The organism is Variovorax sp. PBL-H6, assembly GCF_901827155.1.
GTDB lineage: Bacteria > Pseudomonadota > Gammaproteobacteria > Burkholderiales > Burkholderiaceae_C > Variovorax.
The window spans coordinates 2,584,099-2,599,096 of the sequence record NZ_LR594659.1 but is presented as its reverse complement, the minus strand read 5'-3'; the positions used below and the strand labels follow the sequence as shown (position 1 = coordinate 2,599,096).

Below are 14,998 nucleotides of genomic sequence, written 5' to 3'. Positions count from 1 at the left end.
GTCTCCTATTCGGGTTGAATGCCGCTGGCCTGCACCAGCTTCGCGGTCTTCTTGATGTCGGCCGAAATCATTCGGTCGAAGTCGCCGAGCGTGAGCCTGGAAGCGATCAGTCCCTGCGACTTGAGCTTCTCGGCGACCTCTGGCATTTCCGTGACCTTGACGAACTGCGCGGCGAGCGATTCCATGATCGGCTTGGGCGTCTTCGCTGACATGACCAGCGCATACCAGATGCTCGAGTCGAAACCTGGCACGCCGAGCTCGGCCACCGTCGGGACCTCGGGCATGGACGGCGAGCGCTGCGGGCTCGTGACCGCCAGCGCGCGCAGGCGCCCCGACTTGATGAAGGCCTGCGCCAGCGCGATCGGCGGAAAGGCGGTGTCGAGCCGGCCGGCGATGACTTCGTTAACCGCCTCCTGCACGCCCTTGTACGGGATGTGCAGCAACTCGATGCCCTCCTCCGCCGCGAAGTAGGCGCCGGTCAGGTGGGTCGCGGCGCCGACTCCGGCGGACCCGTAGGTCATCTCCTTCGGCTTCTTCCTGGCCGCCGCCACGAACTCGGCGAGCGTCTTCGCGGGATGATCCTCCCGGACCACAACGAGGCTGGGCGAAGACGCCAGTAGCGCGAGACCCGAGAAGTCTTTCTCTGTGTCGTACGGGAGCTTGAGCTTGAGCGCCGGATTCGCCGCATGGGCCGACGACACGAAGAGCATGGTGTGGCCGTCGGCCGGTTGGCTCAGCAGCATCTGGGAGGCGGAAACGCCACCGGCGCCCGGCCGGTTTTCCACAACCACCGACTGCCCCAAGGGCTGCGCAAGCTTGTCGGCGTAGATGCGCGCGATGATGTCGGTGAGCGCCCCGGCCGTGAAGGGCACGATGATGCGCACTGGCTTGGCGGGCATCCACGGCGGCGGCGTTGCCGACTGCGCCGCCCCCGGCAACGAAGCGCCGAGACCGGCGGCCGCTACCGCCGCGATGAACACTCTGCGCTTGATCTCGTCTTGCATCAGCAGTCTCCTAATGTATGAATGTCGACATTTGGATTGTAAGCACTGCAATTCGAGTTGGTCAACCGTGCGCCGGGCCCGCGCACCCGGAGACGCTGCCTAGAATCGAGCCGCCATGGACCCACGACTCTCCTCGCTTCAACTCACCCATACGCTGCCGCTGCAGGTAGCGGACCGGATCGGGTCGAGCATCGTCGAGGAATCGTTCGAGCCCGGCGAGCGCCTGAAGGAGACAGAACTCGCGCAATCCTTCGGCGTGAGCCGCGCCACGATCCGCGAGGCGCTGCGCATCCTGGAGAGCCGGGGGCTCGTCACCATCCAGCCGCAGCGGGGCGCGCAGGTGACGCGGCTGTCGGCGAAGGAACTGGATGACTTCTTCGAGATCCGTGCCGTGCTGCTCGGGCTCGGCAGCCGGCGCGCGGCGATGAACCGGTCCGATGACGAAGTGGTCGCGCTCCAGGCACGTCTGAAGGCACTCGAGGCCCATCGCGATGATCTCGACGACTACGTGCGCCTGAGCGGTGACCTGGTTTCCTACCTGATGCAGGTCTCTCGGAGCATCGCGCTCACGGCGTACATCGACGACTTCTCGCAGCGCATCGGCCGCTACGTGCGGCTTGGCCTCACCACGACACGCCGCCGCCAGCAATCGATCGCGGTCTGGCGAAAGCTGATCAAGGCGATCGTGGCCAAGGACGGCGATCTGGCCGAAGCCATTCACCGCCATCTGGCGCTGGAAAATCACCAGGCGGCACTGGTCGAATTTACCCGGCGGACGACAACGTCCGACAAAGCAAGCTAACGGCTGCGACCCCGTGACGCCGTGCGCTGGGTCTGCAGTACCTGCGCCCGCCGCATCTCCTCGAACCAGTCGGCCACGCAGCGCGCCTCGGGCGTAGCACCGGGCGCGAGTCCGTAGTAGTAGCGCGTGAGCGGCATGCGCAGGTCCGGAAGGGCGGCCTGCAGCCGACCCGACGCCAGGTCGTGTGCCAGCAGCGATGTCGGCGCCAGCGCGAGGCCCAGCCCGTCGACCGCTGCCTGCATCACGAAGTGCAGGTGATCGAACTGCAGTCGCCCTGCCTGCCGTCCACGCGGCGCGCCGAAGCACTTGCGCCAGTCGTCCCAGTCGGCCTTGCGCGTCTTCGCCGAAAGCAGCACATGGGACGCGAGCGCGCACAGGTCGACAAGCGGCTGCGCGGCGAAGAGCGACGGCGCGCCGACTACCAGCACCTCGTCGTCCAGGAAAGGATGCACCTGCATCGCCTGCGCCCAGCCCTCCAGCCCGCGCCGCACCGCCACGTCGAACCCCTCGGCTTCCAGCGACGGCCATTGCGTACTGGTGACCACCTGCGGCTCGATGTCCGGATAGCGTTCGACGAAGTCGGGCAGGCGCGGGATCAGCCAGCGCAGCGCGAAGGAGGGCCGCACGTTGATGCGCACGGCCGCACGGCCCGCGACTGGCCGCGACAGCGCTCGTGCTGCGGCACCGATCTGCTCCAACGCCGGCTCGACCTCGGCATAGAACTGCTGGCCCTCGGCCGTCAGCGCGACCTGGCGAATGCGCCGCTCGAACAATGCCACGCCCAGAAAGCCTTCGAGCGACCGGATCTGGCGGCTCACCGCGCTGTGCGTCACGTGCAATTCCGCCGCCGCGCGCGTGAAGCTCAGTTGCCGCGCTGCCGCCACGAAGACGCGGACGGCGTTCAGGGGCGGCTCGCTGGAAGGCATGTGTGCAATTTTCTCACGCATGCTGCCGCAGGAATGTCGTTTGTCGAAGGCAGGGCCGGGGCGCACCATCGGGCTCCCCGATGCCGCCTTCCTTCACTTCCTCAGCCTCTGCTGCAGCCCTCTCGACCGCTGTCGCCGACCGCGATTCCCGCCAGGCCGCCGTCGCGCTGGCCCTGGCCCTGCCGGCGGACACCGTGCTCTATCTGCTGCTGCCGATGTATGCGGAGCAGTTCGGCGTCACGCTGGCCGAGGTCGGGATGCTGCTGGCGGCCAACCGGCTGGTACGCATTGCCGGCTATGGACAGGTGGCGCGCTTCTACGCCCGCCGCGGCGACCGTGCAACTTGCCTGCTTGCCGTGGCCATTGCCGCCATGTGCGCAGTGGGCTACGCCACGCTCTCGGGCTTCTGGGCCCTGCTGCCGCTGCGACTCTTATGGGGCCTGTGCTTCGCCGCACTCAACCTGTCGACCCAGGCGCTGGCCACAGCGGACCCGATCGGCGCCTCGCGGCGCAGCGGCCGTTCACGCGCCTTCATCGCCATCGGGCCGGTGCTCGCGCTGCCGCTGGGCGCCCTGCTCGCGCAGTGGGCCGGGCCGCGGCCGATCTTCGGGGTACTTGCAGCGGTGGCGCTGCTGGGCCTCGCGGCCGCACGCCGACTGCCGGCGCTGCCGCATCCGGTATCGAAATCCGGAAGCCGGTTTCGAAGGCCCAACAGCCTCGATGCCTGGTGCTTCATGGAAGGCCTGACGCTCGATGGCCTCTTCATCGTTGGCCTATCGTACCTCGGCCGCGACTTGCTGCCGGGCGGCGCCGTGGTGGTCGCCGGGCTGCTCATGGCCCTGCGCTACCTGGCTGAGATCCTCCTCGGCCCGGCCGGCGGCCGCATGGCCGAGCGCTACGGGCCCGTGCGCCTGCTGGTGTCGCTGTCGCTGCTGACCGCACTGGCGCTGGTCGGCTTCGGCGCGGGTTGGCTGTGGTCCTGCGCCGCCGCGGTCGTAGTGCTGCGCGCGCTGCAACTGCCCCTGCTGGCGCCCATCGTAATGCAACGCACGCCCGGCCCGGCCAGGGTCCAGGCGCTGGCCGCGCGCGCCGTGTGGCGCGACATTGGCGCCGGCACCGGTCCGCTGTTGGCCGGCCTGCTGCTGCCGCTGGTCAGCCCGGCATGGCTCTATGGCATTCCGGCCCTGCTGCTGGCACTGGCCGCACTGGCCTGCGCCCGAACGCCGTCCCAACCCGTCACGACGACATAGACGAGAGCACCATGATCCACAGGTTCTTCTGCGAGCGCGCGGACGGTATTTTTCGAATCCTTTCTGGAACGCATGTCACGAACGCGCCTCAAGGGCTCTCGAAACGAAGCGGTCTTTCGAGTAGGCGGTGAAGCTGCCGAAGTGGCACTCCCTTTACGACCAAATAGAATATTTAATGAATCTATCAAATAGAGGGACAGGATATAATACTAATTGGGGTTGAACGGCAGTTACTGCCGAGTATTCGTTTCGACAAGGCCTTTGCCGCGTGCGAAGACGCCGGGCTCTTTGCAGTGACTCAGGGCTGGCTGCAAACGTGCATGTCGCATCCCCTACGTGCTGATGATTTGCTGCGGCAGATCCCATCCACCCTTGCCAGTTGCTGCGGACTCCCGATCCGCGCACCTATGTTCAAACGGCGCTACTTCCGTTGCGCACCTTCATCCAGAAAGGCTCTTTCCATGAGCACCAAAATCTACGTGGGCAACTTGCCCTATTCCGTGACCGATTCCAGCCTGGAAAGCAACTTTGCCGAGTTCGGCGGCGTCTCTTCGGCCAAGGTCATGATGGACCGTGAAACCGGGCGCTCCAAGGGCTTCGGCTTTGTGGAAATGGCTTCTGCCGAAGTCGCCCAAGCCGCCATCACCGGTCTGAACGGCATGTCCGTCGATGGCCGCTCGATCGTGGTGAACCTGGCCCGCCCCCGCGAAGAGGGTGGCGGCTCGCGTGGCTACAGCGCGACGGGTTACAGCGCGGCCAAACGCTCAGACATCGGCTATGGAAATGGTGGCTACGGCGGTGGTCGTTACTGAGGCCAGTAACTTCTTCTGAAAACCGGCTCTCCTGAGCCGGTTTTTTTTGGCCTGACCTTCGCCGGGTGCTGGCTAATTGCCTTTGTGATTCTCCCTGACCGAGTTGCTCTATAACGCGTGAGGCGCAGTGACGGCCTCACACCGTTGCACTCGGTTCGTGAGCTGGTGAAATGGGAGTACGAACATCGGGATGGGCTCAATGCCGACGACGTGATCGACCCAGCGCTGTGCATCTGGCGTGAACGAACCCGCGCTGCTTGTTCAGCCGCCGCGCGCGCCCTGCGTGTTGACGTAGAGCGCGTAGAGCGACTGGCTCGCCGCCATGAAGAGCCGGTTGCGCGCCGGTCCGCCGAAGCAGACATTGGCGCATCGCTCCGGCAGCGCGATGCGGCCGATGGGCGTGGCGTCGGGCGCGAACACCATCACCCCATCGCGGCCGTCGCCGGTGCCCCAGCCGGCCCAAAGGTTGCCGTCGATGTCGCAGCGGAAACCGTCGGGCGCAGCTTGCGGATCGGCCTCGACGAACACGCGGCCGTTCTTCAGGCCCTGCCCGTCCTCGCTCAGGTCGAACACGCGGATACGGCGCGGCGTGCTGCCCGACTCGACCACGTAGAGCAGGCTCTCGTCGGGCGAGAAGCATAGGCCGTTGGGACGCTCGATGTCATCGCAGACCACCTGGGCCTCGCCGGTCTGCCCATCGACACGGTAGACGTGGGTCGGCAGCTCGGGCTCGGCCGCGTGGCCTTCGTAATGGCCGAGGATGCCGAAGGGCGGATCGGTGAACCAGATCGATCCGTCGGACTTGACGACGATGTCGTTCGGCGAGTTGAGGCGCTTGCCCTCGAAGCGGTCCAGGATCACCGTGATGCTGCCGTCGTACTCGGTGCGCGTCACGCGCCGCGTGCCGTGCTCGCAGCTGAGCAGGCGGCCTTGCCGGTCGCGCGTGTGGCCGTTGGCGAAGTTCGAAGGCTTTCGGAAGTGGCTGACGGCACCGGTTTCCTCGTCCCAGCGCAGCACGCGGTTGTTTGGAATGTCGCTCCACAGCAGGTAGCGGCCGTCGCCGAACCACACCGGGCCCTCGGCCCAACGAAAACCAGTGGCCAGGCGCTCCACCGCGGCGCTCATCAAGCGGTACTTCGCGAAGCGCGGATCGAGGATCTCGATGGCGGGGTCCGGGTAGCGGTCAGCAGGTTGCCACATGGTTGGGCTCCGGAAATGGAATGTCCGGCGAGGGCGCGAAGCTAACGCCGCCGCGACACCAGCGCGATGATCTCGCCCATGATTCCGCGACGGAAGGCCAGCACGCAGATCACGAAGATCAGGCCCGTCACCATGGTGACCGACTCGCCCAGCGTGCCGAACCATTCGACCGAGGTCAGCCTCGCGAGCAGGTGGCCGAACTCGCCGATCTTGTTCTCGAGCAGCACCACCACGGCCGAGCCGACCAGCGGGCCGGAGAGGGTCCCCAGGCCGCCTACGAGCGTCATCAGGATCACTTGCCCAGAAGCGGTCCAGTGCACGTCGGACAGCGTCGCAAAGCCCAGCACCAGGGTCTTGAGCGAACCAGCCAGCCCAGACAGCGCGGCCGAGATCACGAAGGCCAGCAACTTGAATCGCGCCACGTCGTAGCCCAGCGAGAGCGCGCGCGGCTCGTTCTCCTTGATGCCCTTGAGCACCTGGCCGAAGGGCGAATGGATGGTGCGCACGATCAGCAGGAAAGCCGCGACGACGACTGCGAGCGCCACGTAGTACATGACCAGGTCGTTCTGCAGGTCGAGCAGGCCGAAGAGCTTGCCGCGGGGCACGCCTTGCAGGCCGTCCTCGCCGCCGGTGAACTTGGCCTGCAGGCAGACGAAGAAGACCATCTGCGCCAGCGCCAGCGTGATCATCGCAAAGTAGATGCCCTGGCGGCGTATGGCCAGGAGCCCGAAGATCCAGCCCAGCAGCGCGCCGGTGAGGGTGCCGGCGATCAGGCCCAGCTCCGGCGACAGGCCCCAGACCTTCATCGCGTGCCCGGCGACATAGGCCGAGCCGCCGAGGAACGCCGCGTGCCCGAAGGACAGCAGCCCCGTGTAGCCGAGCAGCAGGTTGAAAGCCGAGGCGAACAGCGCGAAGCACATGAGCTTCATCACGAACACCGGGTAGGCGCCGAGGAAGGGCGCGGCGACCAGCGCGAGCAGCAGCAGGCCGTAGAGGACGAGGGAGATGTTGTTGTTCTTCATCGCGCGGATTGCTTCACTTCTCTTTGCCGAACAGGCCGGCCGGCCGGATCAGCAGCACGATGACCATGATCACGAAGACGACGGTGGACGAGCCCTCGGGATAGAAGACCCTGGTGAACCCCTCGATCACGCCCAGGCCCAGGCCCGTGAGGATGGCACCCATGATCGAGCCCATGCCGCCGATCACCACCACCGCGAAGACCACGATGATGAGGTTCTGCCCCATCAGCGGCGAGACCTGGATCACCGGCGCGGCCAGCACGCCCGCAAAGGCGGCAAGCGCGACGCCGAAGCCGTAGGTCAGCGTGATCATCAGCGGCACATTGACGCCGAAGGCCTCCACGAGCCGCGGGTTCTCGGTGCCGGCGCGCAGGTAGGCGCCGAGGCGCGTCTTCTCGATCACGAACCAGGTCGCGAAGCAGACCACCAGCGAGGCCACGACCACCCAGGCGCGGTAGTTCGGCAGGATCATGAAGCCGAGGTCGGTGGCGCTGGCCAGCGCATCGGGCGTGTCGTAGGGCAGGCCCGAGACGCCGTACACGGAACGGAACACGCCCTCGATCAGCAGCGTGAGCCCCAGCGTGAGCAGGAGGCCGTAGAGATGGTCGAGCTTGTAGATCCAGCGCAGCAGCAGCCGCTCGATGACGATGCCGAACAGGCCGATGACGATCGGCGCCACCAGCAGCATCACCCAGTAGTTGATGCCGAAGTAGTTCATCGCCATCCACGTCAGCACCGCGCCCAGCATGAACAGCGCACCGTGCGCGAAGTTGATGACGTTGAGCAGGCCGAAGATCACCGCGAGCCCGAGGCTCAGGATCGCGTAGAACGATCCGTTGACCAGTCCGAGGAGGAGCTGGCTCAGCAGTGCTGGGAGGGAGATGGTCATTGGGTCTTGCTTTTTTTCAGCGGGGCTGCGGCACCCCGGCAGCCGAAGCAGCCCGAAGGGCGGCCTGGGGCGCGAGCACTACTTCCAGAGGGCGCACTTGCTCTCGGCCTTCGTGGTGAAGACCTGGTCGCCGGGCAGCTTGCTCACGACCTTGTAGTAGTCCCACGGCTGCTTCGACTCGGCCGGGCTCTTGACCTGCACCAGGTACATGTCGTGCACGAAGCGCCCGTCCTCGCGGATGCGGCCCTTGGCGTAGAAGTCGTCGACGGGCGTCTTCTTGAGCTGCTCCATGACCTTGTCGGCATCGGTCGTGCCGGCGGCCTGCACCGCCTTCAGGTACGTCATGGTGGCCGAATAGTCGGCGGCCTGGATGTCGGTCGGCATGCGCTTGGTCTTGTCGAAGAACTTCTTGCCGAAGGCGCGGGTCTTGTCGTCGATGTTCCAGTCCCAGCTGGTCGTGAGCAGCAGGCCCTCGGTGTTCTTCAGGCCGAGGCTGTGGATGTCGGTGATGAAGACCAGCAGGCCCGCCATCTTCATCGACTTGGTGATGCCGAATTCCTTGGCCGCCTTGATGGCGTTGATGGTGTCGCCGCCCGCGTTCGCGAGGCCCAGGATCTGCGCCTTGGAGCTCTGCGCCTGCAGCAGGAAGGACGAGAAGTCGGAGGCATTGAGCGGATGCTTGACGCTGCCGACCACCGTGCCGCCCTTCTCCTTGACCACCTTGGCAGTGTCGGCCTCGAGCGCCGCGCCGAAGGCGTAGTCGGCGGTCAGGAAGAACCAGCTCTTGCCGCCCTGCCCCACCACCGCGCCGCCCGTGCCCTTGGCGAGCGCCACGGTGTCGTACGCATAGTGCACGGTGTACGGGCTGCACTGCTCGTTGGTGAGCGCAGAGGAGCCGGCGCCGTTGACGACGAAGACGCGTTTCTTCTCCTGCGCCACCTTCGCCATCGCGAGGCCAGTGCCGGAATTGGTGCCGCCGAAGAGCATCGTGAGACCTGCGGTGTCGATCCATTCGCGCGCCTTGGAGGCGGCAATGTCGGCCTTGTTCTGGTGGTCGGCCGTGAGCAGTTCGATGGGCTGGCCGTTGACCTTGCCGCCGAAGTCGTCGATGGCCATCTGGATCGCGGTGGCGCCGTTGCGTCCCTCGACATCGGCGTAGAGGCTGGACATGTCGGTGATGAAGCCGATCTTGACCTGGGCCTGGGCAGCGCCCGCGGCCATGGCGAGGCCGAGGACGACGCCCGACAGTGCGAATTTGTTCTTCATGTGTTCTTTCCTAGCAAACGGATCCGGCTCACTTCCAGAGCGCGCATTTCGACTCGGCCTTGGTCGTGAAGACCTGGTCGCCGGGCAGCGTCTTGACGACCTTCAGGTAGTCCCACTCCTTCTTCGATTCGGACGGCGCCTTGACCTGCACCAGGTACATGTCGTGCACATAGCGGCCGTCAGCGCGGATCTGGCCCTTGCCGAAGAAGTCGCTGATCGGCATCTTCTTGAGCTGCTCCATCACCTTGTCGGAATCGGTGGTCTTGGCGGCCTCGACCGCCTTCAGGTAGGTCGTGGTGGCCGAGTAGTCGGCTGCCTGGATATCGGTGGGCATGCGCTTGTTCTTCTCGAAGTAGCGGGCAGCCCACTTGCGCGTATCGTCATTCAAGTCCCAGTACCAGCTGGTGGTGTGCAACAGGCCCTCGGTGTTCTTCAGGCCCAGGCTGTGGATGTCGCTCAGGAAGACCAGCAGGCCCGCCACCTTCATCGTCTTGCCGATGCCGAATTCCCGGGCCGCCTTGATCGAGTTGATGGTGTCGCCGCCCGCATTCGCGAGGCCGAGGATCTGCGCCTTGGAGTTCTGCGCCTGCAGCAGGAAGGACGAGAAGTCCGACGCATTGAGCGGATGGCGCACCGCGCCGACCACCGTTCCGCCCTTCTCCTTCACGATGCGGCTGGTGTCGGCTTCCAGCGCATGGCCGAAGGCGTAGTCGGCAGTCAGGAAGAACCAGCTCTTGCCGCCCTGCTCGACCACCGTGGCGCCGGTGCCCTTCGCGAGCGCGACGGTGTCGTAGGCGTAGTGCACGGTGTAGGGGCTGCACTGCTCGTTGGTGAGCGCCGAGCTCGCGGCGCCGTTGTTGAAGTAGACGCGCTTCTTCTCCTGCGCCACCTTGGCCGTGGCCAGCGCGGTGCCGGAGTTGGTGCCGCCGAAGATCATGGTGACCCCGGCGGTATCGATCCACTCGCGCGCCTTGGAAGCCGCGATGTCGGCCTTGTTCTGGTGGTCGGCCGTGAGCAGCTCGATGGGCTGGCCGAGCGCCTTGCCGCCGAAGTCGGCAATGGCCATCTCGATGGCGGTGGCGCCGCCCTTGCCCTCCAGGTCGGAGTACAGGCTGGACATGTCGGTGACGAAGCCGATCTTGACCTTCTCCTGCGCCTGCGCGCCGGAAGCCAGGACCAGGGCGCCGACGGCCAGCGCGATCGCGGTGAATGCAGTCTTCATGGTGTCTCCTTCAAGAAAAAACAAATGGGTTCGGACACAAGCCCAGACGGGGCTCAGACGCCGAGCAACTCGTGCAGCACCGGCATCTTGGCGTCGAGCTCGGCTGCGCCGAATTTTTCGACGATGCGGCCGTGCTCCATCACGTAGAAGCGGTCGGCCAGCGGTGCGGCAAAGCGGAAGTTCTGCTCCACCATGACGACCGTGTAGCCCTTGCCGCGCAAGGTGTGGATCATGCGGGCCAGGGCCTGCACGATCACCGGGGCCAGTCCCTCCGAGATCTCGTCGAGCAGGAGCAGCCTCGCGCCGGTGCGCAGGATGCGCGCGACCGCCAGCATCTGCTGCTCGCCGCCGGAAAGGCGCGTGCCCTGGCTGTGGCGGCGCTCGGCCAGGTTGGGGAACATGGCGTAGATCTCCTCCACCGACATGCCCTTGTCCGCGCCCTTGAGCGCAGGCGGCAGCAGGAGGTTTTCTTCGGCCGACAGGCTGGCGAAGATGCCGCGCTCCTCCGGGCAGTAGCCGATGCCGTGGTGCGCGATGCGGTGCGTGGGCATGCCGATGGTCTCGGCGCCGTTCACCTTGATGCTGCCCTTGCGTGCACCCGTCAGGCCCAGGATGGCGCGCATGGTGGTGGTGCGCCCTGCCCCGTTGCGGCCGAGCAGCGTGACGACCTCGCCCGGCTGCACCACCATGTCGACGCCGTGCAGCACGTGGGATTCGCCGTACCAGGCCTGCAGGTTCCTGATCTCGAGTGCAGGAACGCTCATTCAGTGGGCTCCCTGCAGCTGGCCGTCGGTGGTGCCCATGTAGGCCTCCATCACCTGCGGGTTTCTCGAGACTTCGGCGTATGGCCCCTCGGCCAGAACCGCGCCGCGCTGCAGCACCGTGATGGTGTCGGCGATGGTCGAGACCACGCTCATGTTGTGTTCCACCATCAGGATGGTGCGTCCGGCCGAGACGCGCTTGATCAGCTCGGCCACGCGGTGCACGTCCTCGTGGCCCATGCCTTGCGTGGGCTCGTCGAGGAGCATCAGCTCGGGCTCCATCGCGAGCGTCGTCGCGATCTCGAGCGCGCGCTTGCGGCCATAGGGCAGGTTCACCGTTTCTTCGTCGGCCAGTTCCTCGAGCCCGACTTCGGCGAGCAGCGCGCGGGCACGGACATCGAGCGGCTCGAGCGTCTTCTCGCTCTTCCAGAAATGGTAGGAGGTGCCGAGCGCGCGCTGCAGGCCCAGGCGCACGTTCTCGAGCAGGGTGAGGTGCGGGAACACGGCCGAGATCTGGAAGGAGCGGATGATGCCGCGCCGAGCGATTTGCGCGGGGCGCTCGCCCGTGATGTCCTGGCCGTTGAAGAGGATGGTTCCCGAGGTGGGCTCGAGGAACTTGGTGAGCAGGTTGAAGCAGGTCGTCTTGCCGGCGCCGTTGGGGCCGATCAAGGCGTGGATGGAGCCGCGCACCACCTTCAGATCGACTTTGCTGACGGCGGTGAAGCCCTTGAATTCCTTGGTGAGCTGGCGTGTCTCGAGAATGATGTCGCTCATCTCGCTCGGTCGCCCGGGTGCTGGCAGGAAAGATCGGTCATGCGGTCCATTTGAGCGCGCCACCATGGCTGCGCGGAACGCATTGTTTGCAGCCGCAGCAGGACTTGCCTACTGGGGCAAATGCCTATGCTGCGCTGCGGGAACGACTCGCGACGATAACGATCAGTGCGCGCCTGCCGCGGCGTCGGACGCGCCGCTGCCGCGCGTGGGCTTCGCCAGCCACACGAAGGGAACGAGGAGCAGGAACAGCACCGCCGATGCGAAGAACACGTCGTTGGCCGCCAGCATGAAGGACTGCTGGTCCACCATGCGGTTGAGCTGGCCCAGCACCTGCTCGGCGGAGAAACCGCTGGCACTCAGGCCTGCCATGGCGCTGTTGGCAGCGGCACTGCCCTGGTTGACCGACTCGACGAGCTGCGCATGGTGCAGCGCAGCGCGGTTCTCCCACAAGGTGGTCGCGATCGAGGTGCCCATGGCGCCCGCGGTGATGCGCGCGAAGTTCGACAAGCCCGAGGCCGCCGCGATGCGATCAGGCGACAGGCCCGAAAGCGTGATCGTCACCAGCGGGATGAAGAAGAAGGCCATCGCGACCCCCTGGATCACCGTCGGGATCATGATGGTCCAGAAGTCGGCCTGGGTGTTGAAGTTCGAGCGCATCCACAGCACCAGCGCGAACACCAGGAAGGAGAAGGTCGCGTAGCGGCGTGGGTCGATCTTGCCCACCGTGAGACCGACGATCGGCGAGAACACGATCGCCAGCAGCCCCACCGGCGCCATGATCATGCCGGCCTGCGTGGCGGTGTAGCCCATGAACTGCTGCAGCCACAACGGCAGGATCACCACGTTGCCGAAGAACAGGCCGTACGCCACGGCGGTGGCGAGCGCGCCGGACCAGAAGTTGCGCCGCTTGAAGAGCGACAGGTCGACCACCGGGTGCTTGTCCGTCAGCTCCCACGCGAGGAAGAAGGCAAAGCCGACCACCGCCACCACAGCCATGGCGACGACCTCGGGCGAATGGAACCAGTCGAGCTCCTTGCCCTTGTCGAGCATGAGTTGCATCGAGCCCACCCACAGCACCAGCAGCGCCAGGCCGATGCCGTCGATCGGCACCCTGCGCGTCGTGCTCTCGCGCTTGTGGTAGATGCCCCAGGTGATGCTGGCGGCAAGCAGGCCCACGGGGATGTTGATGTAGAAGATCCACGGCCAGGAAATGTTGTCGGTGATCCAGCCGCCCAGCAGCGGCCCCATGACCGGCGCGACCAGCGTGGTGATCGACCACATGGCCATTGCCAGCCCAGCCTTGGCTTTCGGGTAGCTCGACAGCAGCAGCGTCTGCGACAGCGGGATCATCGGCCCGGCCACGAAGCCCTGCAGCGCGCGGAAGGCGATCAGCATGGTCATGTTGGGCGCCAGCCCGCACATCCAGGAGCTGATGATGAACAGCAGCACGCTGGTCATGAACAGGCGCACCTGGCCGAAGCGCTGGGTCAGCCAGCCGGTGAGCGGCACGGCGATCGCGTTGGCGACCGCAAAACTGGTGATGACCCAGGTGCCCTGCGTGGAGCTCACGCCCAGGTCGCCCGAGATGGCCGGCAGCGATACGTTCGCGATCGAGGTGTCGAGCACGTTCATGAAGGTCGCGGCAGAAAGCGCGATCGTGCCCCACACGCGGGCCGAGCCCTCGAGCGGCGCATGAACGGCGGCAGGTGCGGCGGGCGTTGCGGCAGTCGCCATCTCGTGCCCCGCTTCAGATCGGGTTGACGTGCGAGCGCGGGCCGGCGGCCGGTACCCCAGCGACGGACGGCTTGGCGCCCGTGTTCGCGACCGCCGCGCCCCGGCCCAGGTTGGCCGCGATGACGCGCTGCACCTCGGCATCGGCGCCCTCGTCGAGCTGGCTGTAGACCTGCGTCTGGGCCACGGCGGCAGCGCGCGGCGCGTCGGCCAGCATCTTGCCGTCCCTTTGCCGCACGTCGACCTCGACATCCATCGACAGGCCCACGCGCAGCGGGTTGGCCTTGAGCTGCTCGGCGTCGAGCGCGATGCGCACCGGCACGCGCTGCACGACCTTGATCCAGTTGCCGGTGGCGTTCTGCGCCGGCAGCAGCGCAAAGGCGGCACCGGTGCCCACGCCGAGCCCGGCGACATGGCCGGTGTACTCGACCTTCTTGCCGTACACGTCGGCGATGAGCTTCACGGGCTGGTCGATGCGGATGTTGCGAAGCTGGACTTCCTTGAAGTTGGCATCGACCCACAGTTGGTTGAGCGGCACGATGGACATCATGGGCGTACCGGCCGCGACGCGCTGGCCGAGCTGCACGGTGCGCCTGGCGACGTAGCCTTCCACCGGCGCAGGCAGCGCGACGCGCTGGGTCGCGAGATAGGCCTCGCGCACCTTGGCGGCCGCGGCCAGCACGCTGGGGTGCTGCTCGACGCTGGTGCCTTCGGTCAGCGACTGGTTGCTGGCCAACTGCTCGCGGGCCGCGATCACGCCGGCCTGTGCTGCGGCCAGCGCGCTTTTCGCGTTGGCGAGCGTGGTCTCGGCGTGGTTGAGTTCTTCCTTCGACACCGCGCCGTTGCCCGAGAGCGCCTGGCGGCGCTTCAGGTCGTCCTGCGCGCGAGCGATGTCGCTCTGCGCCTTGACGATGTCAGCCTGGCGCAGCGAGACCTGCGCTGCCAGCGAACCGTTGTTGGCGTAGAGCGTGCGGACCTGGCGTACCGCTTGCCCGAGCGCGGCCTCGGCCTGCTCGAGGGCGACCCTGGCATCGGCCGGGTCGAGCTGCACCAGCGGCTGGCCGGTCTTCACCAGATCGGTGTCGTCGGCCATGATGGCCATGACGGTGCCGCCGATCTGCGGCGTGATCTGGATCACGTTCCCCTGCACGTAGGCGTTGTCGGTCGACTCGTAGTGGCTGGCGACCAGCCATTCGTAGGCGCCCCAGCCGGCGCCCGCCACGAGCACGGCGGCTGCCAGCGCGGTCAGGGCGCGGCGTCGCTTGCCGTTGGAGGCCGGCGCCTCGGCCGGAACGTTCGCATCAGGTGTGTTGTTGCTGTCCATGGATGTCTTTCGGAT

At 66.4% G+C, this 14,998-nt stretch carries 14 protein-coding genes; 3 read left to right on the top strand and 11 right to left on the bottom strand.

What is annotated here, in order from left to right; all coding sequences use genetic code 11:
- Positions 1-5: 5 nt before the first annotated feature.
- Positions 6-1,004: a tripartite tricarboxylate transporter substrate binding protein gene (locus tag G3W89_RS12325; protein ID WP_162574349.1), complete on the bottom strand. Its 999-nt coding sequence runs from the start codon at positions 1,002-1,004 to the stop codon at positions 6-8.
- Between the two features lie 115 nt (positions 1,005-1,119).
- On the opposite strand from G3W89_RS12325, the gene G3W89_RS12320 reads away from it, so the two are divergent.
- Positions 1,120-1,806, top strand: a complete 687-nt coding sequence (locus G3W89_RS12320) for a GntR family transcriptional regulator (protein WP_162574348.1) — start codon at positions 1,120-1,122, stop codon at positions 1,804-1,806.
- Here G3W89_RS12320 and G3W89_RS12315 read toward each other — a convergent pair.
- Positions 1,803-2,732 (bottom strand): LysR substrate-binding domain-containing protein, encoded by a 930-nt coding sequence (locus tag G3W89_RS12315; protein WP_162574347.1) that lies wholly within the window; start codon positions 2,730-2,732, stop codon positions 1,803-1,805. The two genes, G3W89_RS12320 and G3W89_RS12315, sit on opposite strands and share 4 nt — an antisense overlap.
- A gap of 80 nt (positions 2,733-2,812) precedes the next feature.
- Here G3W89_RS12315 and G3W89_RS12310 point away from each other — a divergent pair, with 80 nt between their 5' ends.
- Both G3W89_RS12310 and G3W89_RS12305 read left to right on the top strand, forming a co-directional pair.
- The gene (locus G3W89_RS12310) at positions 2,813-3,982 is read left to right on the top strand and encodes an MFS transporter (RefSeq protein ID WP_162574346.1); all 1,170 of its coding nucleotides are present in this window, start codon (positions 2,813-2,815) and stop codon (positions 3,980-3,982) included.
- Positions 3,983-4,443: 461 nt separating this feature from the next.
- Entirely contained in the window at positions 4,444-4,794 is a 351-nt protein-coding gene (locus G3W89_RS12305; protein WP_162574345.1) for an RNA recognition motif domain-containing protein, read from the top strand.
- 261 nt (positions 4,795-5,055) lie between these two features.
- On the opposite strand, the gene G3W89_RS12300 is transcribed toward G3W89_RS12305, so the two are convergent.
- The 9 genes from G3W89_RS12300 to G3W89_RS12260 all read right to left on the bottom strand — a co-directional run bounded on the left by G3W89_RS12300 (position 5,056) and on the right by G3W89_RS12260 (position 14,983).
- Complete coding sequence (locus G3W89_RS12300) at positions 5,056-5,994, bottom strand: SMP-30/gluconolactonase/LRE family protein (protein ID WP_162574344.1); 939 nt, start codon at positions 5,992-5,994, stop codon at positions 5,056-5,058.
- Between the two features lie 41 nt (positions 5,995-6,035).
- Positions 6,036-7,016: a branched-chain amino acid ABC transporter permease gene (locus tag G3W89_RS12295; protein ID WP_162574343.1), complete on the bottom strand. Its 981-nt coding sequence runs from the start codon at positions 7,014-7,016 to the stop codon at positions 6,036-6,038.
- A gap of 13 nt (positions 7,017-7,029) precedes the next feature.
- Positions 7,030-7,905 (bottom strand): branched-chain amino acid ABC transporter permease, encoded by an 876-nt coding sequence (locus tag G3W89_RS12290; protein ID WP_162574342.1) that lies wholly within the window; start codon positions 7,903-7,905, stop codon positions 7,030-7,032.
- A 78-nt stretch (positions 7,906-7,983) separates the two neighbouring features.
- The gene (locus G3W89_RS12285; protein ID WP_162574341.1) at positions 7,984-9,171 is read right to left on the bottom strand and encodes an ABC transporter substrate-binding protein; all 1,188 of its coding nucleotides are present in this window, start codon (positions 9,169-9,171) and stop codon (positions 7,984-7,986) included.
- Positions 9,172-9,199: 28 nt separating this feature from the next.
- Entirely contained in the window at positions 9,200-10,393 is a 1,194-nt protein-coding gene (locus G3W89_RS12280) for an ABC transporter substrate-binding protein (protein WP_162574340.1), read from the bottom strand.
- Between the two features lie 53 nt (positions 10,394-10,446).
- Positions 10,447-11,157 carry an ABC transporter ATP-binding protein gene (locus G3W89_RS12275; protein WP_162574339.1) on the bottom strand — a complete coding sequence of 237 codons (711 nt, stop codon included), beginning with the start codon at positions 11,155-11,157 and terminating at the stop codon, positions 10,447-10,449.
- On the bottom strand, positions 11,158-11,928 hold the full coding sequence (locus G3W89_RS12270; protein ID WP_162574338.1) for an ABC transporter ATP-binding protein: 771 nt from the start codon (positions 11,926-11,928) through the stop codon (positions 11,158-11,160). It lies immediately after the preceding gene.
- Between the two features lie 162 nt (positions 11,929-12,090).
- Positions 12,091-13,662, bottom strand: coding sequence for a DHA2 family efflux MFS transporter permease subunit (locus G3W89_RS12265; protein WP_162574337.1), 1,572 nt, complete (start codon positions 13,660-13,662; stop codon positions 12,091-12,093).
- 13 nt (positions 13,663-13,675) lie between these two features.
- Entirely contained in the window at positions 13,676-14,983 is a 1,308-nt protein-coding gene (locus tag G3W89_RS12260; protein WP_162574336.1) for an HlyD family secretion protein, read from the bottom strand.
- Positions 14,984-14,998 lie beyond the last annotated feature (15 nt).

Bases quoted from the DNA above. Each gene is read 5' to 3' on its own strand.
- G3W89_RS12300 (WP_162574344.1), bottom strand. From the start codon at position 5,994: ATGTGGCAACCTGCTGACCGCTACCCGGACCCCGCCATCGAGATCCTC.
- G3W89_RS12325 (WP_162574349.1), bottom strand. From the start codon at position 1,004: ATGCAAGACGAGATCAAGCGCAGAGTGTTCATCGCGGCGGTAGCGGCC.
- G3W89_RS12310 (WP_162574346.1), top strand. From the start codon at position 2,813: ATGCCGCCTTCCTTCACTTCCTCAGCCTCTGCTGCAGCCCTCTCGACC.
- G3W89_RS12260 (WP_162574336.1), bottom strand. From the start codon at position 14,983: ATGGACAGCAACAACACACCTGATGCGAACGTTCCGGCCGAGGCGCCG.
- G3W89_RS12315 (WP_162574347.1), bottom strand. From the start codon at position 2,732: ATGCCTTCCAGCGAGCCGCCCCTGAACGCCGTCCGCGTCTTCGTGGCG.
- G3W89_RS12275 (WP_162574339.1), bottom strand. From the start codon at position 11,157: ATGAGCGTTCCTGCACTCGAGATCAGGAACCTGCAGGCCTGGTACGGC.
- G3W89_RS12290 (WP_162574342.1), bottom strand. From the start codon at position 7,905: ATGACCATCTCCCTCCCAGCACTGCTGAGCCAGCTCCTCCTCGGACTG.
- G3W89_RS12270 (WP_162574338.1), bottom strand. From the start codon at position 11,928: ATGAGCGACATCATTCTCGAGACACGCCAGCTCACCAAGGAATTCAAG.
- G3W89_RS12295 (WP_162574343.1), bottom strand. From the start codon at position 7,016: ATGAAGAACAACAACATCTCCCTCGTCCTCTACGGCCTGCTGCTGCTC.
- G3W89_RS12305 (WP_162574345.1), top strand. From the start codon at position 4,444: ATGAGCACCAAAATCTACGTGGGCAACTTGCCCTATTCCGTGACCGAT.
- G3W89_RS12280 (WP_162574340.1), bottom strand. From the start codon at position 10,393: ATGAAGACTGCATTCACCGCGATCGCGCTGGCCGTCGGCGCCCTGGTC.
- G3W89_RS12265 (WP_162574337.1), bottom strand. From the start codon at position 13,662: ATGGCGACTGCCGCAACGCCCGCCGCACCTGCCGCCGTTCATGCGCCG.
- G3W89_RS12285 (WP_162574341.1), bottom strand. From the start codon at position 9,171: ATGAAGAACAAATTCGCACTGTCGGGCGTCGTCCTCGGCCTCGCCATG.
- G3W89_RS12320 (WP_162574348.1), top strand. From the start codon at position 1,120: ATGGACCCACGACTCTCCTCGCTTCAACTCACCCATACGCTGCCGCTG.